The 25,009-nt window shown below is 64.9% G+C and carries 23 protein-coding genes, 1 tRNA gene and 1 pseudogene; 10 read left to right on the top strand and 15 right to left on the bottom strand.

Features of this window, described 5'->3' with window-relative positions; translation table 11 throughout:
• From serB to pgi, 5 genes are read right to left on the bottom strand one after another with little or no spacing between them, the layout of a single operon-like run.
• Positions 1–1,209: a phosphoserine phosphatase SerB gene (serB, locus tag HALO32_RS07190; protein ID WP_151443077.1), complete on the bottom strand. Its 1,209-nt coding sequence runs from the start codon at positions 1,207–1,209 to the stop codon at positions 1–3.
• 58 nt (positions 1,210–1,267) lie between these two features.
• On the bottom strand, positions 1,268–3,529 hold the full coding sequence (gene parC, locus HALO32_RS07185) for a DNA topoisomerase IV subunit A (RefSeq protein WP_151443076.1): 2,262 nt from the start codon (positions 3,527–3,529) through the stop codon (positions 1,268–1,270).
• Positions 3,530–3,536: 7 nt separating this feature from the next.
• Positions 3,537–5,417, bottom strand: a complete 1,881-nt coding sequence (parE, locus tag HALO32_RS07180) for a DNA topoisomerase IV subunit B (RefSeq protein WP_151443075.1) — start codon at positions 5,415–5,417, stop codon at positions 3,537–3,539.
• Positions 5,414–6,103, bottom strand: coding sequence for a YqiA/YcfP family alpha/beta fold hydrolase (locus HALO32_RS07175; protein WP_151443074.1), 690 nt, complete (start codon positions 6,101–6,103; stop codon positions 5,414–5,416). The genes parE and HALO32_RS07175 overlap by 4 nt, the downstream gene beginning before the upstream one ends.
• A 28-nt stretch (positions 6,104–6,131) precedes the next feature.
• On the bottom strand, positions 6,132–7,814 hold the full coding sequence (gene pgi, locus HALO32_RS07170; protein WP_151443073.1) for a glucose-6-phosphate isomerase: 1,683 nt from the start codon (positions 7,812–7,814) through the stop codon (positions 6,132–6,134).
• Positions 7,815–7,899: 85 nt separating this feature from the next.
• On the opposite strand from pgi, the gene cmoA reads away from it, so the two are divergent.
• From cmoA to HALO32_RS07155, 3 genes are all read left to right on the top strand, one after another.
• Positions 7,900–8,667: a carboxy-S-adenosyl-L-methionine synthase CmoA gene (gene cmoA, locus HALO32_RS07165; RefSeq protein WP_151443072.1), complete on the top strand. Its 768-nt coding sequence runs from the start codon at positions 7,900–7,902 to the stop codon at positions 8,665–8,667.
• 1 nt (position 8,668) lies between these two features.
• A complete protein-coding gene (cmoB, locus tag HALO32_RS07160; protein WP_151443071.1) occupies positions 8,669–9,658 on the top strand; it encodes a tRNA 5-methoxyuridine(34)/uridine 5-oxyacetic acid(34) synthase CmoB in 990 nt (329 codons plus the stop codon).
• A gap of 61 nt (positions 9,659–9,719) precedes the next feature.
• Positions 9,720–9,971: a GlsB/YeaQ/YmgE family stress response membrane protein gene (locus HALO32_RS07155; protein WP_151443070.1), complete on the top strand. Its 252-nt coding sequence runs from the start codon at positions 9,720–9,722 to the stop codon at positions 9,969–9,971.
• Positions 9,972–10,088: 117 nt separating this feature from the next.
• On the opposite strand, the gene HALO32_RS07150 is transcribed toward HALO32_RS07155, so the two are convergent.
• The 6 genes from HALO32_RS07150 to HALO32_RS07125 form a co-directional block, all read right to left on the bottom strand.
• On the bottom strand, positions 10,089–10,763 hold the full coding sequence (locus tag HALO32_RS07150; RefSeq protein ID WP_151443069.1) for a zinc metallopeptidase: 675 nt from the start codon (positions 10,761–10,763) through the stop codon (positions 10,089–10,091).
• Between the two features lie 209 nt (positions 10,764–10,972).
• On the bottom strand, positions 10,973–12,412 hold the full coding sequence (gene cysN / locus HALO32_RS07145) for a sulfate adenylyltransferase subunit CysN (RefSeq protein ID WP_151443068.1): 1,440 nt from the start codon (positions 12,410–12,412) through the stop codon (positions 10,973–10,975).
• Entirely contained in the window at positions 12,412–13,374 is a 963-nt protein-coding gene (gene cysD / locus HALO32_RS07140) for a sulfate adenylyltransferase subunit CysD (RefSeq protein ID WP_151443067.1), read from the bottom strand. Before cysD ends, cysN begins: the two co-directional genes overlap by 1 nt.
• A 101-nt stretch (positions 13,375–13,475) precedes the next feature.
• A complete protein-coding gene (locus HALO32_RS07135; protein ID WP_325063452.1) occupies positions 13,476–14,249 on the bottom strand; it encodes a phosphodiesterase in 774 nt (257 codons plus the stop codon).
• Between the two features lie 17 nt (positions 14,250–14,266).
• A complete protein-coding gene (locus HALO32_RS07130; protein WP_151443065.1) occupies positions 14,267–14,713 on the bottom strand; it encodes a DUF1249 domain-containing protein in 447 nt (148 codons plus the stop codon).
• A gap of 1 nt (position 14,714) precedes the next feature.
• Complete coding sequence (locus HALO32_RS07125; protein ID WP_151443064.1) at positions 14,715–15,365, bottom strand: NUDIX domain-containing protein; 651 nt, start codon at positions 15,363–15,365, stop codon at positions 14,715–14,717.
• Positions 15,366–15,522: 157 nt separating this feature from the next.
• Here HALO32_RS07125 and greB point away from each other — a divergent pair, with 157 nt between their 5' ends.
• Positions 15,523–16,062, top strand: a complete 540-nt coding sequence (greB, locus tag HALO32_RS07120; RefSeq protein WP_151443063.1) for a transcription elongation factor GreB — start codon at positions 15,523–15,525, stop codon at positions 16,060–16,062.
• Here the strand turns inward: greB and HALO32_RS07115 are convergent, their stop codons facing one another.
• The gene (locus HALO32_RS07115; RefSeq protein WP_151443062.1) at positions 16,063–17,088 is read right to left on the bottom strand and encodes a class I SAM-dependent methyltransferase; all 1,026 of its coding nucleotides are present in this window, start codon (positions 17,086–17,088) and stop codon (positions 16,063–16,065) included.
• Positions 17,085–17,894, bottom strand: a complete 810-nt coding sequence (locus tag HALO32_RS07110; RefSeq protein ID WP_151443061.1) for a methyltransferase domain-containing protein — start codon at positions 17,892–17,894, stop codon at positions 17,085–17,087. Before HALO32_RS07110 ends, HALO32_RS07115 begins: the two co-directional genes overlap by 4 nt.
• A gap of 130 nt (positions 17,895–18,024) precedes the next feature.
• Between HALO32_RS07110 and HALO32_RS07105 the strand changes: the two genes are divergently transcribed.
• The 6 genes and pseudogenes from HALO32_RS07105 (at position 18,025) to HALO32_RS07075 (ending at position 22,587) form a co-directional block, all read left to right on the top strand.
• Positions 18,025–18,101: transfer RNA gene (locus tag HALO32_RS07105), tRNA-Arg, on the top strand.
• A 290-nt stretch (positions 18,102–18,391) separates the two neighbouring features.
• On the top strand, positions 18,392–18,694 hold the full coding sequence (locus HALO32_RS07100; protein ID WP_151443060.1) for a hypothetical protein: 303 nt from the start codon (positions 18,392–18,394) through the stop codon (positions 18,692–18,694).
• A 177-nt stretch (positions 18,695–18,871) separates the two neighbouring features.
• The gene (gene gbdR, locus HALO32_RS07095; protein WP_151443059.1) at positions 18,872–20,002 is read left to right on the top strand and encodes a choline metabolism transcriptional regulator GbdR; all 1,131 of its coding nucleotides are present in this window, start codon (positions 18,872–18,874) and stop codon (positions 20,000–20,002) included.
• 60 nt (positions 20,003–20,062) lie between these two features.
• Positions 20,063–20,653, top strand: a pseudogene (locus tag HALO32_RS18110) (IS5 family transposase); the annotation flags it as partial.
• A 271-nt stretch (positions 20,654–20,924) separates the two neighbouring features.
• Positions 20,925–22,076: a DcaP family trimeric outer membrane transporter gene (locus HALO32_RS07080; RefSeq protein ID WP_151443056.1), complete on the top strand. Its 1,152-nt coding sequence runs from the start codon at positions 20,925–20,927 to the stop codon at positions 22,074–22,076.
• A gap of 292 nt (positions 22,077–22,368) precedes the next feature.
• On the top strand, positions 22,369–22,587 hold the full coding sequence (locus HALO32_RS07075; protein WP_151443055.1) for a hypothetical protein: 219 nt from the start codon (positions 22,369–22,371) through the stop codon (positions 22,585–22,587).
• An 86-nt stretch (positions 22,588–22,673) separates the two neighbouring features.
• On the opposite strand, the gene HALO32_RS07070 is transcribed toward HALO32_RS07075, so the two are convergent.
• Together HALO32_RS07070 and HALO32_RS07065 are read right to left on the bottom strand one after the other, a co-directional pair.
• Positions 22,674–23,714, bottom strand: coding sequence for a hypothetical protein (locus tag HALO32_RS07070; RefSeq protein WP_151443054.1), 1,041 nt, complete (start codon positions 23,712–23,714; stop codon positions 22,674–22,676).
• Between the two features lie 90 nt (positions 23,715–23,804).
• Positions 23,805–24,890, bottom strand: coding sequence for a porin (locus HALO32_RS07065; RefSeq protein WP_151443053.1), 1,086 nt, complete (start codon positions 24,888–24,890; stop codon positions 23,805–23,807).
• Positions 24,891–25,009 lie beyond the last annotated feature (119 nt).

Raw genomic sequence — 25,009 nt, 5'->3', positions numbered from 1 at the left:
CTAGCCTTCCTCCAGATCGCCGTGGCGGTAGCCGATCAGGTAGAGCACGGCATCGAGCCCCAGCGTGGAGATCGACTGGCGCGCCTGGGCCCGCACCATCGGCTTGGCCCGGAAGGCGATGCCGAGTCCGGCCGCGGCCAGCATCTTGAGGTCATTGGCGCCGTCCCCCACGGCGATGGTCTGCTCCATGGCCAGCCCCTCGCGGGCGGCGATCTCACGCAGCAGTTCGGCCTTGCGATCGGCGTCGAGAATCGGCTCGCGCACCTCGCCCGTGACCTTGCCGTCCTCGATCAGCAGTTCGTTGGCGTGCACCTCATCGAAGCCGAGCCGGTCCTGCAGGTGGCGGGCGAAGTAGGTGAAGCCGCCGGAGAGGATCGCCGTGCGGTATCCCAGCCGCTTGAGGTGGCGCATCAGCCGCTCGAGGCCATCCATCAGCGGCAGCGACTCGGCGATCTCGGCGAGCACCGACTCGTCCAGCCCACGGAGCTTGCGCATGCGCTCGCGAAAGCTCTGCTGGAAATCGAGCTCGCCGCGCATGGCCCGCTCGGTGACCTCGGCGACTTCGTCACCCACGCCGTGGCGGCGGGCCAGCTCGTCGATCACCTCGGCCTGGATCAGGGTGGAATCCATGTCGAAGCAGACCAGGCGGCGATGCCGGCGCCAGATGGAGTCCTCCTGGAGGGCGATATCCACGCCGTGCATGGCACCCAGCGCCAGGGCCTTCTCGCGCAGGGCGTCGAGGTCGACCTCCTCACCGCGCAGCCAGCACTCCACGCAGGCGCCGTGCTCGGGCATGCCGCCGTCCAGCGGTTCACGACCGGAGAGGCGATGAATCAGCTCCACGGTCAGGCCGTGTTCGGCGGTCAGCGCCCCCACCTCGGCGAGAATCCCTGCCGGCAGATGGGGCGCCAGCAGGGTCAGGATCAACCGCGGCTGGCTCGCCTGCACGCTCCAGCGCTGGTAGTCCTCGGCGCTAACCTGGATCGCCTGGACATCCAGGCCCAGGGTGTCTCCCGTCGTGGCCAGTGCGCCCTCCAGGTCGCTCTCCCGGGGAAGCCCCACCAGGGCTTCCAGGGAGAGGATACCGAAGGTCACGCTCTGGTTGATGTCCAGCAGCCGGGCGCCGCTGGTCGCCAGCGCCTTGCCGAGGCCGGCCAGCTGGCCGGGGCGCGCCACCCCGGTGGCGCGGATGAGTACTCGTCGTGTCATGGTTGCCTCAAGAAATACCGGGTAATCGCGGCTTATCCGGCGCCGCTGTATCGCCTTGTCAGGCGTTGGCGTTCAGTGCTTCCAGCCGATCCACTTTCTGCAGACCGCGGGGCAGCTTGCTGCCGCGCCGGCCGCGCTCGCCCCGATAGTAGTCCAGGTCGCCGGCCTTGAGGGTCAGGTGACGCTTGCCGGCATGCACCACCAACGCCGCGCCAGCGGGAAGCACCACCAGGTCGCGCACGAACTCCTCGCGGCGTGTGGCCCGGGCACCAGGGATATCGAGCATCTTGATGCCCTTGCCCTTGGCCATCTCGGGCAGCTGTTCGAGCGGGAAGACCAGCAGCCGCCCCTCGTTGGAGACCGCCGCCACCCAGGCGCCCTCCTCGGCCGGCACTTCCAGCGGCGGCAGCACGTTACAGCCCTTGGGCACGCTGAGGATCGCCTTGCCCGACTTGTTCTTGCCCACCAGTTCCTCGAGCCGGGCCAGGAAACCGTAGCCGCCGTCGGAGGCCAGCAGGAAGCGCCTCTCCGACGGCGCCAGCATCAGCCCCGCCATATGGGCCCCAGCCGCCACGTTGACCCGGCCGGTGACCGGCTCGCCCTGCCCTCGGGCGCTGGGCAGATTATGGGCCGACAGCGTGTAGGCCCGTCCGGTGTCATCCAGCAGCACCAGCGGCTGGTTGGTCTTGCCCCGTACCGCGAGGTGGAAACGATCGCCGGCCTTGTAGGAGAGCCCGGCGGGATCGATCTCGTGGCCCTTGGCGCTGCGGATCCAGCCCTTCTCGGAGAGCACCACGGTGACCGGGTCGGCGCCGACCAGCTCCACCTCGGAGAGCGCCCGGGCCTCCTCACGCTCGACCAGCGGCGAGCGACGATCATCGCCATGCGCCTCGGCGGCGGCGCGCAGCTCGTCCTCGATCAGGTCGGTGAGCTTGGCTTCGCTGCCCAGCAGCGCCTGGAGCGATTCCCGCTCGGCCTCGAGCTCATCCTGCTCGCCGCGGATCTTCATCTCCTCGAGCTTGGCCAGGTGACGCAGGCGCAGCTCGAGGATCGCCTCGGCCTGTCGGTCGGAGAGCCCGAAGGCCGCCATCAGCGCGGCCTTGGGTTCGTCCTCCTCGCGGATGATGCGGATCACCTCGTCGATGTTGAGGTAGGCGGCCAGCAGGCCCTCGAGGATATGCAGGCGATCCTCGACCTTGCCCAGGCGGTGCTCGAGGCGCCGGCGCACCGTGGCGCGGCGGAAGCGCAGCCACTCGCCGAGCAGGTCGGGCAATGCCATGACGCGCGGGCGGCCGTCCAGCCCGATCACGTTCATGTTGACGCGGATGTTCTTCTCGAGGTCGGTGGTGGCGAAGAGGTGCGCCATCAGCGCCTCGATGTCGACGCGGTTGGAGCGCGGCTCGATCACCAGCCGCGTGGGTTCCTCGTGGGTCGATTCGTCGCGCAGGTCGGCGACCATGGGCAGCTTCTTGGCCTGCATCTGGGCGGCGATCTGCTCGAGCACCTTGGCCCCGCTCACCTGGTAGGGCAGCGCAGTGACCACCACGTTGCCCTCCTCGCGCACGTAGCGGCCCCGCAGCTTCACCGAGCCGCGACCGCTCTCGTAGAGCTTTCGCAGGTCGCTGCGCGGGGTGATGATCTCCGCCTCGGTGGGGAAGTCCGGCGCCGGCATGTGAGCGAGCAGGTCGGTCGTGGTGGCATGGGGATCGCGCAGCAGATGACAGGTCGCCTCGACCACCTCGCCCACGTTGTGGGGCGGGATATCGGTGGCCATACCCACGGCAATACCGGTGCCGCCGTTGAGCAGCACGTGGGGCAGGCGCGCCGGCAATACCACCGGCTCGTTCATGGTGCCGTCGAAGTTGGGGGTCCAGTCCACGGTGCCCTGGCCGAGCTCGGCGAGCAGCACCTCGGCGAACTTCGACAACCGTGCCTCGGTGTAGCGCATGGCGGCGAAGGACTTGGGGTCATCGGGGCTGCCCCAGTTGCCCTGACCATCCACCAGCGGATAGCGGTAGCTGAAGGGCTGGGCCATCAGCACCATGGCCTCGTAGCAGGCGCTGTCGCCGTGGGGGTGGAACTTGCCCAGCACGTCGCCGACGGTACGCGCCGACTTCTTGTACTTGGCGTTGGCACCGAGCGCCAGCTCGCGCATGGCGTAGACGATGCGCCGCTGTACCGGCTTCATGCCGTCGCCGATATGCGGCAGCGCCCGGTCGAGGATGACGTACATCGAGTAGTCGAGGTACGCCTTCTCGGTGTACTCGCGCAGCGAGAGGCGCTCGACGTCGCCCTCCGCCACCTGGATATCCATGGTCATAAGGGGATCAGACCTCTATGTCTGCGAGGTTGCCGTAGTCTTCCAGCCAGCTCTTGCGATCGCCGGCACGCTTCTTGGCCAGCAGCATGTCCATCATCTCCATGGTGCCGTCGCCGACCTCGCGGGTGAGCTGCACCAGGCGGCGGGTCTCCACCGCCATGGTGGTCTCGCGCAGCTGCAGCGGGCTCATCTCGCCCAGGCCCTTGAAGCGCTGGACGTTGACCGTGCCGCGCTTGCCCTCGAGCTTGCGCAGGATGGCCGCCTTCTCGCTCTCGTCCAGGGCATAGTGCACCTCCTTGCCCAGGTCGATGCGGTAGAGCGGCGGCATGGCCACGTAGACGTGGCCGGCATCCACCAGCGCCGGGAAGTGACGCACGAAGAGCGCGCACAGCAGCGTGGCGATATGCAGGCCGTCGGAGTCGGCATCGGCGAGGATGCAGATCTTGTGGTAGCGCAGCTTGGAGAGGTTATCGCTGCCTGGGTCCATGCCCACGGCCACGGCGATGTCGTGAACCTCCTGGGAGCCGTAGATGTCGTGGGACTCCACCTCCCAGGTATTGAGGATCTTGCCGCGCAGCGGCAGGATCGCCTGGGTCTCGCGGTTGCGTGCCTGCTTGGCACTGCCACCGGCGCTGTCGCCTTCGACCAGAAAGAGCTCACTGCCTGCCGGGTCCTGACCCGAGCAGTCGGCCAGCTTGCCGGGCAGCGCCGGACCCGAGGTGACCTTCTTGCGCGCCACCTTCTTGGAGCTCTTCTGGCGGCGCTGAGCGGCATTGATCACCAGCTCGGCCAGGGCCTCGGCCTGGTCGACGTGGTGGTTGAGCCACAGCGAAAAGGCATCCTTGACCACCCCGGAGACGAAGCCGGCCACAGTGCGCGAGGAGAGTCGCTCCTTGGTCTGGCCGGCAAATTGCGGGTCGAGCATCTTCACCGAGAGCACGTACGAGACCCGCTCCCAGAGGTCCTCGGCGGTGAGCTTGACCCCCCGTGGCAGCAGGCCGCGGTATTCACAGAACTCGCGCAGGGCCTCGAGCAGGCCGGCCCGCAGGCCGTTGACGTGGGTGCCCCCCTGAGTCGTGGGGATCAGGTTGACGTAACTCTCCAACAGCGGCTCGCCGCCCTCGGGGAGCCACTGGATCGCCCAGTCCACGCCGTGCTCGTCGTCGGCAAAGTGACCGATGAAGGGCGAGGCCGGCAACACCTCATAGCCGTCAGTGGCCTGGGCCAGGTAGTCACGCAGGCCATCCGCGTACTGCCAGACGCTCTCGTTGCCGTCGGGCTCGACCAGGGTGACCTTGAGGCCCGGGCAGAGCACCGCCTTGGCGCGCATCAGGTGCTTTAGCCTTGAGAGGGAGAGCCGGGGGCTATCGAAGTAACTCTCCTCGGGCCAGAAGCGCACCACCGTACCGCGGGCACGCTTGGGGGCACTGCCGATCACCTGCAGGGGAGACGCCTTGTCGCCGTGCTCGAAGGCCATGCCATGGCGGCTGCCATCGCGCAGCACCTCGATCTCCAGGCGCTTCGAGAGCGCATTGACCACCGAGACCCCCACGCCGTGCAAACCGCCGGAGAAGCGGTAGCTCGACTGGGAGAACTTCCCGCCGGCGTGAAGCCGAGTCATGATCAGCTCGACGCCGGAGACGCCGTGTTCCGGATGGATGTCGATGGGCATGCCACGGCCATCGTCGGATACCTCGACGCCGCCGTCCTCGAACAGTCGCACGCTGACTTCCCCGGCATGGCCGGCCAGTGCCTCGTCAACGCTGTTGTCGATGACCTCCTGGACCATATGGTTAGGCCGCGAGGTGTCGGTATACATGCCGGGGCGTTTGCGCACCGGCTCGAGGCCGGAGAGGACCTCGATGGAGCTGGCACTGTATTGCGTCATGCATCACCCAACTGGTTGCGATCATTCGTGTCGCCCGGGATGCCGGCGCTCTCGGTTCCGGGGGATTCGCTGCCGGACCACCCTGGCGCCAGACGATGGCCGCCATGGGCGAGAATCGCAGGCAGGTAGTTGGCCAGCGCCGCGAAGCCGTGATCCCCCTGCGGGTGCAGGACGGTCCTGGCACCACGGTACAGGGCGAAGGCCTCGGCCGGATCCAGGGTCTCGTCGGCGGTCCCCAGCAGCAACAAGTAGTGCTCGGGCGTGACCCGCTCCGGGGTCAGCGTCTCGAGCTCCTCGAGGTGCGCTGCCTCGATGGCGAAGCGCTCGCCGGTATAGGCATTCTCGAAACGCTCACCGAGCCAGTCTGCCACCAGCCGGGCCGGGGCCACGGCCGGATTGACCAGCGCGCCCACCAGATCATGGCGTTCGGCGATCACCGTCGCCAGGAAGCCGCCCATGGAGCTCCCCGCCACCAGCGGCCGAGGTCCCAGCCGAGCCAGCTGCGCCTCGGCAAGCGCCAGGGCCGCCATCGGGCGATGGGGCATCTGTGGGGTTGCGCAGGGCAGACCGAGCCAAGCGCAGGCCTGGCGCATTAGCGCCGCCTTGGGCGAACCGCTGCCGCTGTTGAAGCCATGGAGGTAGAGGACCCCGCTGGCGGCCGGGAGCTGCCGGGCGGCACTCAGCATACCGCAACCCCTGTACATGCAGCCAGTATCATCGTGGGCTTCGCTCCGCCGCCCAGACGGCCTCGATCAGCCCTCGGGTAGAATCGTCCATGCCGGCGATGTCCGCCTGGTGCTCGAGAATCCGCCGGGTCTCACCGGCGATCTCCTTGCCCAGCTCCACGCCCCACTGGTCGAAGGGGTTGATGTCCCAGATTTTCGCCTGAACGAACACCTTGTGCTCGTAGAGCGCGATCAGCGCACCCAGGGTCGACGGCGTCATCCGTTCGAGGAGCAGGGTACTGGAGGGTTGGTTGCCACGATAGCGCTTGTGCACCGGACGCGGGCCGTCGTCGTCGATAGCCTCGTCGCCGAGCATCAGCACCCGCGACTGGGCGAAGCAGTTGGCCAGCGCCAGGCGATGCTGGCTCTTCAAGTGCGCCCGGGTGGCACTATCCTCCACTTCGTCGTAGCGGCGCAGGGGAGCAATGAAGTCACACTCCACGGCCTGAGTCCCCTGGTGAAGCAGCTGGTAGAAGGCATGCTGGGCATTGGGCCCGAGCTGGCCCCAGAGTACCGGGCAGGTGGAATAACCGACCTCGCGCCCGTCGTGGGTCACGGATTTGCCGTTGGATTCCATCTCCAGCTGCTCGAGGTAGGCGGCGAAGAACTCCAGGCGGCCGTCGTAGGGCAGGATCGAGTGGGCGCGGATATCGAGGAAGTTGACGTTCCAGATGCCCGCCAGGGCCAGCAGCACCGGCAGGTTGTCGGACAGCGGTGCCTCACTGAAGTGGCAGTCCATGGCATGCGCCCCGGCCAGCAGCTCGCGGAAGTGCTGCATGCCCACCATGAGGGCGATGGGCAGGCCGATGGCCCCCCACAGCGAATAGCGGCCGCCTACCCACTCCCAGAATTCCAGCTGGTGGTCCTCGGCGATGCCCCACTCGTGCATCTTGTCGGGGCTCGCCGAGACGCCGATGAAGTGCTGGCGCATCACCAATTCGGCGTCGACGCCCTCCTCGCCGTTGACACCCATCAGACGACCCATCAGCCAATCCCGTGCAGTGCGGGCATTGGAGAGAGTATCGATGGTGGTGAAGGACTTCGACGAGAGCACGAACAGCGTGGTCTCGGGATTGAGCCTTGCCAGATAATCGGCCAGTTGGGAGCCGTCCATGGTCGAGGCGAAGTGCACGTCGATGCGGTGAACCCCCTCCGGTCGGTAGTCGGCCAGAGCATGGGTCACCATCAGCGGCCCCAGGTCCGAGCCACCGACCCCCAGGTTGACCACGTCGCGGATCGCCCGGCCGGTGGCGCCACGCCACTGCCCGGCATGGAAGCGCTCGACCATGGTGGCCATGCGCTCGAGAGTGGCGTGCACCGAGGGCACCAGGTCCTCGCCCTCCACTACCAGGCTGGCCTCCGGCGGCAGCCTCAACGCGGTATGCAGGGCCGGCCGGTCCTCGCTACGGTTGACGCGCTCACCGGCGAGCAGGCCGCGAATCGCCCCGGGCACCTCGGCCTCACGAGCCAGGTCGAGCAGCCGTTCCAGGGTCTCGTCACGCCAGCGCTGCTTGGAGAGGTCCAGGGTCAGGCCCGCGGCCTGGCGAGTGAAGGCCGTGTGGCGCCCCGGCGCACCGGCGAACAGCTCAGACAGGTGACAGTCGCACATCTCGCGGGCGTGCTCGGCCAAGGCCTGCCAGGCCTTGCACTGGTCGATCGTGGGGTGTGGCATGGCGTCCTCCTGGACGTCCTGTCGTGCAGCCGGCGCGGGCGCGGCGTAGAATAATGCCCCTTTCCCACGATAACCGGTCGGTTCCATGAGTGACGCATCTTACCGTGACGCGATCTTTTCGACACCCCTGGACCGGGTGGCACGCTTTTCGTTCGATGAGAAGGTCGTCGCCTGCTTTCCCGACATGATCCGCCGCTCGGTGCCGGGCTATGGCCAGATACTGGGCATGCTGGGGCTGATCGCCGCCCGCCACCTGCGCCATGGCGCGCGGGTCTATGACCTCGGCTGCTCGCTGGGCGCCGCTGGCCTGGCGCTGGCCGGGACGCTGCCCCCGAGCGCCTTCCGCTACACCGGCGTGGACCTCTCCCCCGCCATGGTGGCTCGCGCCAGGGAGACCCTGGACGCGGAGTGCCCCGACCACGCCATGGAGGTGCGCGAGGGCGATATCCGCACCCTGGATGTCGCCCCGGCCGGCATGATCGTGCTCAACTTCACCCTCCAGTTTCTGGAACCCGGGGAGCGCGACGCGGTGATCAGCCGACTGTTCCAGGCCCTGGAACCGGGTGGCGTGCTGGTGCTCTCGGAGAAGATCAAGGCCTCAGACGAACAGGAGAATGCCTGGCTGGTAGAGCGCTATCACGACTTCAAGCGCGCCAACGGCTACAGCGAGATGGAGATCAGCCAGAAACGCACCGCGCTGGAGAACGTGCTGATCCCGGACACCCTGGCGGGCCACCACGAGCGCTTGGCCCGGGCCGGCTTCTCCCGCGCTCACACCTGGTTTCAGCTCCTCAACTTCGTGTCGTTGATCGCCTTCAAGGACGCCGGCGCCCCGACGTCCCAGGAGGCGTGACATGCCGATCGCGCCCGAACACCGCGACCTCTACAGGGCCTTTATCGACCAGGGGCTGGACACCTGGCTGGCCCGCCTCCCCGACCAGCTGGCCCGCGGCCTGGATCGCCAGCGTTTTGGTGATATGCCGGCCTGGGAGAAGGCCGTGGCCAAGCTTCCGACGCTGCCGGATGAGCGCGAGGTGCGTCTGGACGCCGATACCGTCGCGGTCGAGGTGAAGCTCGATGACAGCCGGCGCCGCCAGTGCGAGAACCTGCTGGGCAAGCTCGCGCCCTGGCGCAAGGGGCCCTACCGGCTCGGCGGCGTGCCGATCGACACCGAGTGGCGCTCGGACTGGAAATGGCGGCGGGTGGCACCGCACCTGGCGCCGCTGGGCGGGCGCCGGGTGCTGGACGTGGGAGGCGGCAACGGCTATCACGCCTGGCGCATGGCCGGTGCCGGGGCAGCCTTCGTGCTGGTGATCGATCCCTCGCCGCGCTTCTTCTGGCAGTTCCGGGCGGTGCGCCACTTTATCGGCGATGCCGACGGCGGCCGCACCCACTTCCTGCCGGTGGGCATCGAGGAAGTCCCCGAGCAACTCGCCTTCTTCGATACGGTGTTCTCCATGGGCGTGCTCTATCACCGCCCCTCGCCCCTCGAGCATATCCAGCAGCTCAAGGAAGCCCTGCGCCCGGGCGGCGAACTGGTGCTGGAGACGCTGGTGGTGGAAGGCGACGAGACCACGGTACTGCTGCCCGGCAGCCGTTACGCCGCCATGCCCAATGTCTACTTCCTGCCTTCATCCAGAGCGCTCTGCCAATGGCTCGAGCGCTGCGGCTTCACCAACGTACGCGTGGTGGACGAGGCGGTGACCACCACGGACGAGCAGCGCGCCACCGAGTGGATGACCTTCCAGTCGCTCGTCGACTTCCTCGACCCGGACAACCCGAGCCGGACCCGCGAAGGCTACCCCGCCCCGCGGCGGGCAGTGGTCATGGCCAAGCGTGCATAGAGCGTTCTGGAAAGAGGTATGTCAGACTCGGCGCTCGATACCGACAAGCAAGGAGAACAACATGGGTGTTCTAGCATGGATTCTGTTCGGCCTGATCGCCGGCGTCCTTGCCAAGCTGGTCATGCCCGGCAAGGATCCCGGAGGCATCATCGTCACCATCCTGATCGGCATCGGCGGCGCCTTCGTGGGCGGTTGGCTGGGCTCGATGTTCGGCATGGGCACCATGGGCGACTTCAGCCTGGGCAGCTTTATCACCGCCATCGTGGGTGCCCTGGTGCTGCTCGCCCTGTACCGCATGATCCGGAAGGCCTGAGGCAGCCACTCCCCCGGGGCCAGACAAAAGGCAACGTCAGCAAAGCCGCTCTTCCTGGCGGCTTTGCTGGTTTCGGATCACAACTGGCCGAGCGGTTCAGCCAGTTGCGGATAATTCTCAACGCCGCAAGATCACCAGCCAGCGCCCCAGGTTGAGAATGCTGGAAAGTGACGCCGCCACATAGGTGAAGGCGCAGGCGGTGAGCACATGGCGGGCACCGGCCATGTCACGGGGCGGGATGTACTCCTTGAGCAGCGGCAGGGCGCGCTGGAAGCTGGCATCGAACTCCACCGGCAGTGTCACCAGGTGCACCAGGGCCGCGGTGCCGAAGCTGATCACCGCGGCGGCCACCACGATGGCCAGGCCGCCCGGCAGGCGGGTCAACACGAACAGGAAGGGAGCAGCCATCATCAGCAGCGCCCCGATCTTCTCGGCCTTCTGCGCCACCCCCACCAGCCGCGAACGAGCCAGCAGCGGCGCATAGCCCTGGTGGTGCTGAATGGCATGGCCCACCTCGTGGGCCGCCACCGTCACCGCGGTGAGCGAACGGCCCCGGTAGTGGTCCGGGGAAAGCCGCACACGGCGCGTCTCAGGGTCATAGTGGTCGCCATGGTCGGTCATCTCCACCCTGACACCCTCGAGCCCGAGACGCCGAACCAGGTGGTCCGCCAGTTCGCCCCCGGTCCCGGGATACTCCTCTCGCCCCCGAGCGTGACGCGCCAGCACCCACTTCGCCCAGAGGTTGGGCAGCAGGAAGAGGGCCAGCAGCAGGGCGATTGCCAGGACGATCATCGGGGCAGGCTCCGGGGTGAGGTCAGGTCATTAGACCTACCCTACCAGAGCATGGTTCTTTCGGGATCAAGTCAGACGGGGCTTACCCGGGGACAGTTCGTAGAGGGGGTCCTATGCCATGGATGGCATCGGTAGCGTACAGGGAGGTATTCACAGCGCCCCCTCGAAGACCTGTCCCCGGAGCCCCATATCGGGGCAATCAAAAGGGATTACCGCAACAGCTCGCGAAGATCCCTGGCTTCCCAGTGGGGGAAGTACTTGCGCACCAGGGCGTTGAGCTCCAGCTCGAAGCCGGCCCAGTCCACCTCGCCAGTCGGGCGGTCACCCGCACGGGCCACGCCGCGGATCATCCCCGCGCCCACCGTGACGTTGCTGAGCCGGTCGATGACGATGAAGCTGCCGGTGCCCGGGCTCGTGCCATAGTCATCCAGCGGCACCTCGGCGGTGAGCTCGACCCGGCAGCGGGCAATGGCGTTGAGCTCGAGGCGCTCGGCCGGGTGGCGCGCCAGGCTGTTGACGTCCACCTGATGGAGGATCTCGCCGACCTGCCCCGACACGGAGCGCCCGGCCAGGCGGATATCGACCTGGCGACCGGGAGCGAGCGGCTCGTCATGCATCCAGACGATGTCGGCCTCGAAGGCATCGGCCATGGCCACCTCGGCGTCGGCAGCCACGATCCAGTCGCCCCGGGAGATGTCGATCTCGTCCGCCAGGGTCACGGTGATCGCCTGCCCCGGCCAGGCGGCTTCCAGGTCGCCATCGAAGGTGACAATGCGCTCGACCGTCGAGGTCCGCCCGGAGGGCAAGACCTTGATGGCCTGGCCCGGCCGCAGGATGCCGGCCTCGAGGGTGCCGGCATAGCCGCGGAAATCCAGGTCGGGGCGGTTGACGTATTGCACCGGCAGACGCAGGTCACTCAGGTTGCGATCGCGACTGATCTCGATGCCCTCCAGCAGCTCGAGCAGCGGCGGGCCGGGTTCTCCATCGACTGAGTACCAGGGCATGCGCTCGCTGCGGTTGACCACGTTGTCGCCCTCGAGCGCCGAGAGCGGCACGAAGTGGATGTCCGGTGCGGCAAGCTGTTCGGCGAAGACCCGGTAGTCGGCGACGATCTCGTCGAAGCGCGCCTGGTCGAAGCCCACCAGGTCCATCTTGTTGACCGCGATCACCAGGTGCTGGATGCCCAGCAGGTCGGCGATAAAGCTGTGCCGGCGGGTCTGGGTCTGCACACCGTAACGGGCATCGATCAGAATGATCGCCAGGCTCGCCGTGGAGGCGCCGGTCGCCATGTTGCGCGTGTACTGTTCGTGGCCCGGGGTGTCGGCGATGATGAACTTGCGCTTGTCGGTGGAGAAGAAGCGGTAGGCCACGTCGATGGTGATGCCCTGCTCCCGCTCGGACTGCAGGCCATCCACCAGCAGTGCCAGATCCACCGTTTCTCCGGTGGTGCCGCTCTTCTTCGAGGCCTGGGTGATCGCCGCCAACTGATCATCGAAGATCATCTTGGAGTCGTGCAGCAGGCGCCCGATCAGGGTCGACTTGCCATCGTCGACGCTGCCGCAGGTAATGAAGCGCAGCAGGTCCTTGTTCTCGTGCTCGTGCAGGTACTGCTCGATGTTGTCAGCGATCAGGGTCGATTGGTGTGACATCAGAAATAGCCCTCGCGCTTCTTCTTCTCCATGGAACCGGCCTGGTCGTGGTCGATGGCGCGGCCGCTGCGCTCACTGGTGCGCGTCAACAGCATCTCCTGGATGATCTCGGGCAGGGTGTCCGCCCGCGACTCCACTGCGCCGGTCAGCGGGTAGCAGCCCAGGGTGCGGAAGCGCACCCACTTCTCCTCGGGCACCTCGCCCTCGGCGAGCGGCATCCGCTCATCGTCAACCATCACCAGCATGCCGTCGCGCTCGACCACCGGCCGCGGCGCGGCGTAGTAGAGGGGCACGATGGGGATGCCCTCGAGGTGGATGTACTGCCAGATATCCAGCTCGGTCCAGTTGGAGAGCGGGAAGGCGCGGATCGACTCGCCCTTGTTGATGCGGGCGTTGTAGAGATTCCATAGCTCCGGCCGCTGATTCTTGGGATCCCAGCGGTGGTGCTTGTCGCGAAAGGAGAACACCCGCTCCTTGGCGCGGCTCGCCTCCTCGTCGCGGCGCGCTCCGCCGAAGGCGGCATCGAAGCCATACTTGTCCAGCGCCTGCTTCAGGGCGGCGGTCTTCATGACATCGGTGTAACCGCTCGAGCCATGATCGAAGGGGTTGATACCGGCGGCACGCCCCTCCTCGTTGATGTGCTCGATCAGTTCCATGCCGGAGTCCGCGGCCATGCGATCACGGAACTCGATCATCTCGCGGAACTTCCAGGTGGTATTGATGTGCATCAGCGGGAAAGGCGGCGGCCCGGGATAGAAGGCCTTGCGCGCCAGATGCAGCATCACCGAGGAGTCCTTGCCGATGGAATAGAGCATCACCGGATTGGAAAACTCCGCGGCCACCTCGCGAATGATATGGATCGACTCGGCCTCGAGCTGCTGGAGATGAGTCTGCCGCTCGGGCGACGGGGCCAGGCCGGCCTCGACGGCGCTCTCGCGTGACGGTGCGTGAAGACTGCTCATGGCCCGGCTACCTCGCATGACGTTGGGCGGTTGAGATCATGCGGGACAGAGTAACGCCGGACACATAATAACCCAAAAGAATTAATAACTATCTTTTTATATCAACTTTGGCTATTCAGCACTCGGATGTCGACGCGCTCCACCCAGGTCTCCAGTTCAATATCACTGAGCTCGATAAGGCGATAGCCCGGGCGCGAGGCCTCGTCGAGGGCAAAGGTCGCCGAGCCGGGCAGGAAAGGGTCAACGGTGGAGGGGCAGCCATACGCCAGCACCTCACCGTCGGCCAGGACCTGAACAGCGTGAAAGGACTGGTGGACATGGCCGAAGATCACCGCCTTGACCTGGCAATGGGGAGCAACCACACGCCAGAAGGCCTCGCCGTCAACCAGGCCGATCTCGTCGAGCCAGGCCGTGCCGACGGGCAGGGGCGGATGGTGCATCGCCAGCAGGGTCGGCCGGTCGTCGGTCGCCAGACGCTCGTCCAGGGTGGCCAGGGCCGCCTCGCCCAACTCGCCGTGCGGCTGACCGCTGACGTGGGTATCCAGCAGCAGCACCCGCCAGCGGCCCAGGTCCACCTCATCGTGAAGCTCACGGCACTCTTCCATCAGCGCCGGCTGGTCGTGGTTGCCGGGTAGCCAGTACCAGGGCGCTTCGAGACGTGACAGCGCGTGCTCCGCCAGCCGGTAGGAGGCTGCCGTTTCATCCTGGCTGATGTCACCGGTGACCAGCACCAGCGACGGCCGCTGCCGATTCACCGCCGCTACCACGGCCTCCAGCTGACGCAGCGGAGAGCCCGACCGACCGCGAGCCTCGGGATCGGCCTGCAGGTGGAAGTCGGTGATCTGAGCCAATCGCGTCAGCGGGGCTTTCTTCACCAGGGAAGCTTTCTTCATCAGGGCAGTTGGGGCAGATCCAGGGAGTGGCCATGAGCCAGACCATGGTCCAGCCACTCGCCGAGAAAACGGTTGAGCTGCAGCTTTTCGTCGGGCTGGTGCATGCTCGAGTTGGGATAGCGATAGCGGCCGTCGAAGTGACGCTGGCGCTGGAAATCGGTGACCTCGGCCATGCGCACATCGTGGTAAAGATGCACCCGCATGCGCGGGGTTTCGATCAGCGAATCGAGGATGCCGCGCTGGGAGACCCGCACAATACTGGTGTAAGGGGCCCGCTCCTGGAGCTTGAGGCACAGTTCGCCCACCCGCCGACCATGAGTGACCAGCTCGACCTCACGGGTCTCGCCGACCTCCAGGTCGCCCAGCAGCCGGGTCAGCCGGATGAAGTTGGCGGTACACTCGCCCTGTAGCGTCTTCAGGTCGGTGACATAGGCATTTCTCGGCACGCTACCTCCTCGCTCGCAACGATGCGCGTTCACCGGCCAGCCAGTAGAAGGCGATCAGGCTCATGGCATTGTCGAGTCGACCGGCCTGCAGCAACTCCCAGGCTCGGATAAACGGTAGCACATGCACGCGGATGTCCTCGTGTTCTTCGTCGAGTCCATGCACCCCGCCGAGACCACGGCTGTCGACCAGGCCACAGAACAGGGTAACCCGCTCGTCGCAGGCCCCGGGGCTTGGGTAGTAGGTGTGCAACTCGATCAGCTCACCCACATCGCAACCGGCCTCCTCCAGGGTCTCGCGGCGCGCCACCTCGGCGACACTCTCGCCGGGCTTGACCAGCCCGGCCACCACCTCCACTTTCCAGGGAGAGTCGGGGTCGTCGAGAGCACCGGGGCGAAACTGTTCGACCAACACCACGGCGTCACGCTCGATGTCGTAGAGCAGCACCCCCACGGCATCGTGCCGATGATGCACCTCGCGCACCACCCTGCCGCTCCAGCCGCCCTCGAAGAGGCGATGACGCAGATGAAGCTCCTCAAGCCGAAAGAAGCCCTGGTGCAGGCAGCGACGCTCGGCAAGATCCACGTCGGCAACCGTGAAGGGCGACGGGAGGGCCAGATCCTGTTCGTCCGCGGGCGGGCGTTTCTCGCTCATGCCGGTCTCCGGATCGCACAAAGCCACTATTATCGTGACCCGGGCGGAGAATGCCAACCGCAGACGCGTTGACGCTCGCTTGCCCAGCCACACACCGACTTGGCTGCATCGCTCGCGCGGCGTATGTTCGCCCAGACACAAGACTGCGAGGAACGCCATGAAAGGCCGCAACATGACGCGCTGGCGAGACCCCGCCAAGGACCCGCGCCAGGAACCCAAGAGCAACCTGATCACCGCCGAGGGAGCCGAGCGGCTGCGCGGCATCCTCGACCACCTCTCGCGGGTCAAGCGCCCCGCCCTCTCCACCAAGGTGGGCGAGGCGGCGGCACTGGGCGACCGCAGTGAGAATGCCGACTACACCTACAACAAGAAGGAGCTCAACCGGGTCATCGCCCGCATCCGCTACCTGACCAAGCGCCTCGACGAGCTCACGGTGGTGGACCGTCTGCCGGAGGACACCGGCAAGGTCTTCTTCGGCGCCTTCGTCACCCTGGAGGACGAGGAAGGCGAGGAGATGCACATCCGCCTGGTCGGCCACGACGAGACCGACACGACGAAACGCTGGATCAGCGTCGACGCGCCGCTGGCGAAGGCCCTGCTCGGCCGGGCACTGGACGACGAGGTGACGGTGGCCGCCCCGGGGGGCGAAACCACCTACGTGATCACCGAGATCGCCTATCGCGATCCGCGGGCCTGATCAGCCCTTTACGGACCGATAGACCCGGAAGCGCCGGTCGTCGGCCAGCACCTCGAAGGCGCCAAAGGCACGCTCCAGCAGGTCCGGATAGGGCAGGAAGGCGTTGGCCACCAGCAGCAGCTGGCCCCCGGGCCTCAGGTGGTCGGGAGCTTCGAGGATCAGTCGCCCCGCCGGGCCATAGTCGATCGCCCGTTCCTGATGGAAGGGCGGGTTGCTGACGATGGCGTCGAAGCGACGCCCTCCCAGTGCCGAGTAGACATCGCCCGCCAGGACCTCACCGTTGAGACGGTTGGCCGACAGGGTGCGCCGAGTGGCCTCCACTGCAAAGTGGCTCACATCCGCCGCCGTAACCCGCCCACCGTGCCGGGCCAACCAGGCCGCCAGGATGCCGTCGCCGCAGCCGATATCCAGAACATCGCCCAAAACATCGCCGCTCCCCGCATGATCCTTCTGCAGGTATGCCGGCAACTGCTCCAGCAGCCGCCGGGTGCCCTCGTCCAGCTTGCCGTGGCCAAAGACGCCCGGATGGCTGACCAGACGCAGACTCTCGTCTCCCAGATCGGCCTCAAAGGCGGTCCAGACGGCGTCCGGATCGATACCCACCCGGTCCAGGCGGGTCGCATAGAGGCCGCAGCGGCGAGCGCTGTCCAGCTTGCGACACCCCAGCCCCAGGGCTGCCAGCGCCTTGAGGACCCGCTTGATACCGCCCTGGTTCTCGCCCACCAGCTGCAGCGGCGTCCCCGGCGGCAGGTGGGCACAGAGCCACAGCAGCCACCACTCCCCCAGGGCATGGCTCTTGGGCCAGAACAGCACCGCCCCGGGCGGGGCCGGCTCGACACCCTCGAAGGGCGAGTGAGCCGCCCTCCCCCGGGCCCGCCAGGCCGCGAGCACGGCCTGATCCGCGGAGAGCAGGCTCCCCTCCCCCGCCGCCCGCCAGCCGGCACGGGGTGGCGCCACCCAGAGCCAGCCGCGGTAGTCGGTACCCTGACGCTCCAGCAGCTGACAAACGGGGATTTCGGCACTCATAGGGCGGCCTCCTCGGAGAAGCGAATGGGGCGCTCCAGGGTATAGAGCAGGTAGCGGCCCAGCCGCCAATGGGGATCGACGCGGCAGTAGCGCTGCTCCAGTGCCAGCAGTTGCTCACGGTCGGTATCGTCATCCGGGGGGTTGCGCAGGTAGTCGGCGAAGACCCGAATGCCCGCCACCTCGCGGATTACCAGGCCATTCTCGGCACTCCAGGCCTCGATCTGGCCATGGGTCAGCGGCGAGATCGGCGTCAACCGCTTGCGCAGCCCCTTGCCCTCAAGCCGGTCGGCCAGGGCCTTCTCCAGGTTGCCCTTGACCACGTTGGAGAGCCTGAGGGCATCCCGGTTGAACACCATCAGTGAGAGCTGCCCCCCGGGCGCCAGCAGGCCGACCAGGGTGGCCAGGGCTCCGCGCGGATCCGCCAGCCACTCCAGCACGGCATGACAGACGATAAGCGACCAGGGCCCTGGCGCCAGCTCGGGTAACGCCTGGAGCGGCGCCTGCAGCAGGCTCACCTCATGGCCTGTGAGACGCTCACGCGCCCGGTCGAGCATGTCACCGGCGGGCTCGGCCAGGGTCACGGCGTGGCCGCGCGCGGCGAACCACTCAGCCTGCTGACCCAGGCCGCCCCCCACGTCGAGCAGCGGCTGACGGTGGAGGTCGAGCATCTCGGGGAGCAGGTGGTCGAGCAAGGCCAGGCGCAGCTCGCCGCGGGCCCCGCCGTAGAGGCTCGAGGCAAACTTGTCGGCCAGTCCGTCGAAATGACGGTCACCAGCCGGCGAGAGGGGGGGAACAGATTCAGACATGCCGGCCACCGGTCACGGGTTTGCCGCGCATTCTACCCGGGAATCACAGCAGACTCATGATCGGAGGCGCGCCTCCGGCCCACCGCGGGTTTATCTCGGCGGTTCAGGCGCTTATACTGCGCCCCGTTACGCCCCCATAGCTCAGCTGGATAGAGCGTCCCCCTCCTAAGGGGAAGGTCTCAGGTTCGAATCCTGATGGGGGCACCAGGAAAATCAATGGCTTGAAGAAACCCGACAAGCGCGAACATGCTGTAAAACGGCTTCCGCCCCCACGCACGCCCCCACACTCTGCAAGCTATGGACCCCGGTCCGCCCACTTTTCCACGTCAAGACGCCAGCCCATCAACTGGGCGCCCCGGTGGCCACGCCCCGGCGACTGCTAATGAATAACGCCGTGATGACACATAACCCCCAGGCGGAGAAGACTAGCCCGGCGCTTGACCGGGTGGACTACAATCAAAGGCAGCCCGCAATTCATCCCAGCATGGGGGACCAGAGTGAAACTCCTCGGCTACTTTTCGATTTTCCTAGGGTGGTTCATCTTCATTGTCCTTGGCGGTCGGTTACTGCTCGATGGGCACCCCTTCCTAGCTTTCTTCCTTTGTGGAGGTGCGGCGGCGGGCTTAATCGGCATTGGCGCTGGCCTGGCTTCGGATGATCAAAACGACTCAGTGATCGCCCCCTCCAACGAGCTCAACGCGCTGGACATGCCGATGAGCACTCCTGATTTTGCCCAGCAACACTATCCAGCGTCATTTCCCATCAGTCGCATTGTCAGGAACTTTTTTCAATATGATTAGTCATGAATTATGTCGTTGATGATTGTGTTTTCCGTCTAGACTCCGGTTGTGTGGGAGGGAAACAGAGACGCTTCCTCGCGATTTGTCCCGAAGCTGCCTTGATGCAGACGATAACAACAATAATTCCAGCTCATGCGACAACGACCCCGAGAGACGTTGGGGTTGGGAGCGAGAGCAATGCAACAAGATCCCCATGCCCCTGACGGAACCCGGACCTTCGGATTTCTCCTGCTGGACAACTTCACCCTCATTTCCCTGGCCACGGCCATCGAACCGCTTCGCATGGCCAACCAGCTGGCCGGGCGTGAACTCTACCGCTGGTACACCCTTGGCATCGATGGTCAACCGATCAAGGCCAGCGACGGCCTGCAGGTCACTCCCGATGTTGCTGTCTCGGTGCCATTGAGTCTCGACATGGTCATCGTCTGTGGCGGGGTCGGTCCGAGCCGCAGCGTTCAGCGCGAGCATATCGCCTGGCTGCAGTCCCAGGCCCGCCTCCCGCGACATCTGGGTGCCATCTGTACCGGCAGCTGGGCGCTGGCCAAGGCGGGCCTGCTCGATGGCTATGAGGCGAGCGTTCACTGGGAGTGCCTGGCAGCCATGCAGGAGGCCTTTCCGCGGGTAATACTGACGCCACAGCTGTTCTCCATCGACCGCGACCGGGCCACTTGCTCCGGCGGCACCGTACCGTTGGACATGGTGCTCACCCTGATCGGCCGTCATCATGGGCGAGAGCTTGCCGCCGGCATCTCGGAGATGTTCATCTGCGATCGGGTGCGCGGCGAGAGCGACCATCAGCGAGTGCCGCTCAAGCATGTACTGGGCACGACCCAGCCCAAGCTGCTGGATATCGTCGCCCTGATGGAGGCCAATCTCGAGGAGCCCATCGGTCTCGACGAACTGGCCGGCTATGTCGACCTGTCGCGTCGCCAGCTCGAGCGGTTGTTCCATAACCATCTGCACTGCGCGCCGTCGCGCTACTACCTCAAGCTGCGTCTGACACGCGCCCGTCAGCTTCTCAAACAGACCTCCTGCTCCATCATTGATGTGGCCTCTGTCTGCGGCTTTGTCTCCACGCCGCATTTCTCCAAGTGCTACCGCGAGTTATTCGGTATGCCGCCCCGGGACGAGCGTCTGGGCAGCGGCACCATGGACCTCTCGCCAATCCCTGCCACGAAGGACGCGGATGTCCTGTTGAAGTCCGCCGCCTTCGACCCGCTCGCGCAGGGGCCTGTCTCTAGTGCCAAGGCCGCCCTCAAGCAAGCATGGGGTGAACCTTCCTACGCCAGCATGCGGATCAAGCGCTAGGCTTTGCCCGAAAACTCGAATTTTCTAATATCACCTATGCCTCAGCAGCATAGGTGACCCATGGCAGGACGCTACGAGATCTCCGACAACGGCTGGGCCCTCATCGAGGACATCGTCTCACCGCCGCAGAGGACAGGCCGCCCCGTCGCGATGACCGCCTGGTGTTGAACGGCATCTTCTGGATCCTCTGCTCGGGCGCCAAGTGGCGTGATCTCCCAGAGCGCTACGGTCCCTGGAAAACTGTCTAAGATCGCTTCCTTCGTGGCGCGATGATGGCACCTTCGAGGCCATCTTGGCTCATCTCCAGCTCCGCTTGCGAGAGGATGGCCCGATGGATCTGGACACCTGGATGATCGATTCGACATCGATCCGCGCTACCCGTGCCGCCTCTGGAGGCGGCAAAAAGGGGGATACCAAGAGCCCGTAGACCATGCCCTGGGCCGCAGCAGAGGCGGCCTGACAACCAAGACCCACATGGTGTCTGATCGAAATGGATGGCCGCTGACCTTCACCTTGTCGCCGGGACAGGACTCGGATAACCGGCACTTCATCCCGACCATGGAGCACGTCCACCTGCCTGGTCCCGTAGGCAGACCGCTCAAGCGCAGCCGCTTCATCGTCGCTGATAAGGGCTATGACAGCGATCCGCTTCCAGAACCCCTCGGCCGTGCAATGAGCGTCGGTCAGCAACCCGGGTGCCGGGAAGAAAGAATAGTGCCAGCGGACCTTACAGAAAAATTTCTCATCCTTTTGTCGCAATCGGTACATCGTGCAATTGTCACAATTCATCGAGGTCGCTATGTTAGCACCTGACGTCAACGTAAGATTTATGCCGCACGAGTGCCTGACGTTTACGTCAAGGTCATCACAATAAATCGATCTGCCTCCCGCAGGGGCAGTCGCGCATCGAAAGGAACAGCAAGTGACAATTCAAAATCGTCTCAAGCAGACCGCCATCTTCTCCGCCAGCGCCCTGGCCCTGGCCGTAGCCAGCGCTTCGCACGCATACGATTTCGAGGTAGGCGACACCACTGCCAGCGTCTATGGCTATGTCAAACTGGACATCATCCATGACGTCGATGCCGACATGGGTAACACAGTTGCTCACAGCGCCATCCGCCTGGATGGCGTCGACGGTCCTGATGGACATACTGATTTCCATGCCAAGCAGAGCCGCATCGGCTTCAAGACTTCCACCCCAATGAGCGGCAGCACCCTCAACACCACCATTGAAGGTGACTTCTACGGTTCGGGTAACGACACCTTCCGCCTTCGTCATGCCTTTGGCGAGTGGAACGGCATTCTGGCAGGCCAGACATGGACCAACTTCGGCGGCTTTATCGGCATGACGCCGACCATTGATTTCCTGGGTCAAGTGGGACAGGGCAACATCGGGCGTCAATCCCAGCTGCGCTATACCACCGGTGGCTTCTCGGTAGCGCTGGAGGATCCGGGCACCATCGGCAGCAATATCGACATGGATAACCGTATCAACGTCGATGATGATGTTAAGAGCAGCCTGCCCGACCTGACGCTGCGCTACCATGCCGATGCCGGCAATGTGAACTACGGCGCCTCTGCCGTCATGCGCCAGATTGAATACTACAATACCGCTCGTGACGACGATGAAAACGCGTTTGCCTGGGGGATCAATCTGGAAGCCAGCGCCGAAGTCGCTGATGGTGTCACGATCCGCGGTGCCCTCACTCATGGTGACGGCCTGGGTGGCTACATGTACGGCTCACCGGGTCGAGCCGGCTATATTGATAATAACGGCGATGTGGAAGGCATCGAGGGCACGGGCGGTACCTTCGGCGCGAGCGTGGCGGCAGGCTCCGGCAACGTCAATCTGGGTTACGGAGTTGCCACGGCAGATCTGGATGACGGTGTCGACGAGGGTGCGCTGTCGACCACCTCCACCGACAAGGTCGAAAGCATCTATCTCAACTACATCTGGTCACCTGTTGCTCGCGTCAGCTACGGCGTCGAGGCCGGTTACCATACTCGTGAAACCCACGATGGCGCCGACGGCGATGCCGTGCGCCTGCAGGGCATGGTGATGTACAGCTTCTAATACCCGACCCGATGGCGGGGCCAGCTCCCGCCATCATTGCGATAACGCTTTACAGCACAAGCAACTGCCTGTTCGATCCTTGCACCCCGGCCACACGACCGGGGCTTTTTCGTGGTGTATGGCCAAGACCTAGCTTCAGAGGAAAGGAAGACGGAGCCCCCACTGAAACTTGCTGGCTCCCTCTGCAAAACAACAAATTCACAGCGCCGTGTAAGCCTGAGCGATCTCATGACACCAAGAAACGTGACCTGACGTCAGGTCTGTTTCTCCCACAAGTTCAAGAGGTGTCGCCATGAACATGAAGCTTCTGACCGCTAGCCTGCTCGCCAGCCTGATGATGGCCGGTTCCGCCCTGGCCATGGATTCCCAGGCAGTCGAAGAGCACATGCAAAAGATCAACGAAGAATATGTCCAGACGGCGGAGCAGGAAGGTGAAGTCGAGGCGCTCGAGCAGAAAGTCGAACAGCTGGAGGAAATGATCCAGATGATGCTGGACGACCAGGATGCCTAACGTTCATTAGGCACACGTTGTTTGACAATAATGGCCCCCGGTGCAGATGCACTGGGGGCCTTGTCATATCGTGGCGCTAGGAAGGGTTACCGACGATTCAACTGCTGCACCCTGAGTTCATAGTTGTTGACGCCCGACATGGATGAGCCGAACTTCTGGCCCTGCACGCGAAGGCGGTAGCGACCGGGCGACAGTTCGGTCGTCATGTCGACATCGCCGTCGAAGCCCTCACCGGAGCCTTCTGCCACCACACGGCCGTTCTCGTCCAGCACCTCGAGCTCGATCCGGTAGGTATCTTCATAGCCACTGGGGTAGGTCGAGGTGGTGATGGCAATGGTGCCCGGCTCGGCGACCTCGAAGGTCAGCACCTCACCGCTCGCCCGAATCTTGACGTCAGTGACAATGGTCTCGAAACTGCGCGGCGATCCTTTGGCCTCTTGGGTTGCCGGGGCTTGCGCCGCCTGGCCAGCGGTTTCCGCGACCTCTGGCGATGCACTGCTGGCGTCTGCGGTCGCCGCTGCGGCACCCGCAGTCGCTTTCCCCCTCGAGGCGCCAAGGGTCGCCACGTCGTCATCGCCGCGCACAAAGACGCTGCGACTGCCCTCACGGCCGTTACCGATGAAGGCAAACCCCTGACCATCGCTGACGCCATCTTCCACGCGACGGCCCTGGTCATCCAGGCCAGTGACGGTGATATAGAAGCTGCTGCCTGCCCTGCTGCGAGTGCCGTATTTGCGGCCCTCCACGCGTAGCGTGTAGTCACCCGGCTGCAGGCGCTGCCGCATGGCCAGCCCGCCGTTCTGTCCCAGTGCCTCGCCACGCGCGATCTCTTGTCCCTGGTCGTCAAGCAGCACCGCGGCTACGCGGTAGTCTTCGGAAAACCCACCCGGCACGCGGCTCTCGAACAGGTAGTTACCGGACTCGTTGACCGTGAAGTCATGCTCATGGGGGCTACCGTAGAGAAAGCTGCGGCTGCGGGCATCGTTCTCGGACTGCAGGAAGCCGGTAAGGTCGAGCTGCTTGCCTTCTTCACGGAAACGCTCTTCCATTTCGCTGGCCAGCGCCGCGGCGCTGCCGAAGGACAGGCCCAGCGCTACCAGGCTGGCAGTGAAAATCGGCTGTTTCATGGAACCTCGCATCAGACAATGAAAAAGCCGACCCCTGAGGATCGGCTTTCGGTGTTCCATTCATCAAGCAGGGCTGCCCTGCCAGAGAATTTAGAACAGGTAGGTCACGCCGACGCCGACGCCGTCGCCATCGTCACCTTCGCGATCGTACCAAGCCACTTCGGACCAGACATACATGGCATCGGAGATGCTGTAGTTGGCGCCGAGAATGACCTCGTTGTAGGTCTCGTCACGATCCTGCTCGTCCTGGATGATCTCGTCCAGCTCGGAGAGGAAGGTGCCGGCGCCCACGTCGATATACTGGTAGGCCGCGTAGATATCGCCATTGCCGTAGCCGTAGCGAGCACCCAGGCCGTAGAAATTGGTGCTGTCGCTACCAGAGATGTCGGAATCGAAGCGCTCGACCTTGGCGGACACGCGCAGGGTATCAACGGTGTACTGGGCGGTCACGCCGTACTGGTCGCCTACGCTATCGACATCACCATTGCCGTCGATGTACTGGACGTTATCCAGGTTGTCGTAGACAGCGGCAATGGAGAAGGCACCGGCGGTGTACTTGGCGCCACCAAAGAAGGAAGCGTTGCCGGAGTCCTCAAGGTTCTCAGACTCGGAATCACCCTTGTACTGAGTACCCACGGCGAACTGCATGCCGCTGAAGGACGGCGAGGTGTAGGTCACCTTGTCGGTCTGCTGATTGCCGCCGTCACCATGAGCAGTGGTGGAGTCGGAGACGTCGAAGCCTTCGTTGTTGGTGATCGGATCCTGGATCCAGTCGTCGATCAGCTGGTCGTAGGAACCGAGACGAACATCACCGAAGTTGCCCTTCAGGCCGACGTAGGCAGTATCACCCGAATCATTGGCATCATTGGCGGTGGCCATTTCATCGGCCTTGATGTCGTCGAGCTCGAGCTTCAGGTAGCCGCTCAAGCCGTCGGAGATGACGTGCTCGGCGGCAAAGCCGAAGGTAGTACCGTTGTCGGCGATTTGGTCAGCGGAATCAGTACCTGTGAGTGTGCCTTCGTTGTCGAAGACAGCAGAATCAGTGTTGTAGTAGGCAATCTGGATATTGCCGTAGATGTCGAGCTTGGTGCCGTCTTCGTTGTAGACGGTGGCAGCCTGGGCGCCGGAAGCGGCCAGGGCACCGGCGATAGCAGTCGCTAACAGTGTCTTTTTCATTGCGATGGTTCCTTATTGACTAGCTTGCTGTTTCGATCGTGGCTGCCCGTTCTTGATGAGCGGGTCAGCGGGCTTGGCCGGTCTTGGTGCCGGTTCTCGTGCCTGCGGGCTCCCTCCCG

The organism is Halomonas lysinitropha (assembly GCF_902500215.1).
GTDB lineage: Bacteria > Pseudomonadota > Gammaproteobacteria > Pseudomonadales > Halomonadaceae > Halomonas > Halomonas lysinitropha.
This window is presented reverse-complemented; position numbering and strand designations above follow the sequence as displayed.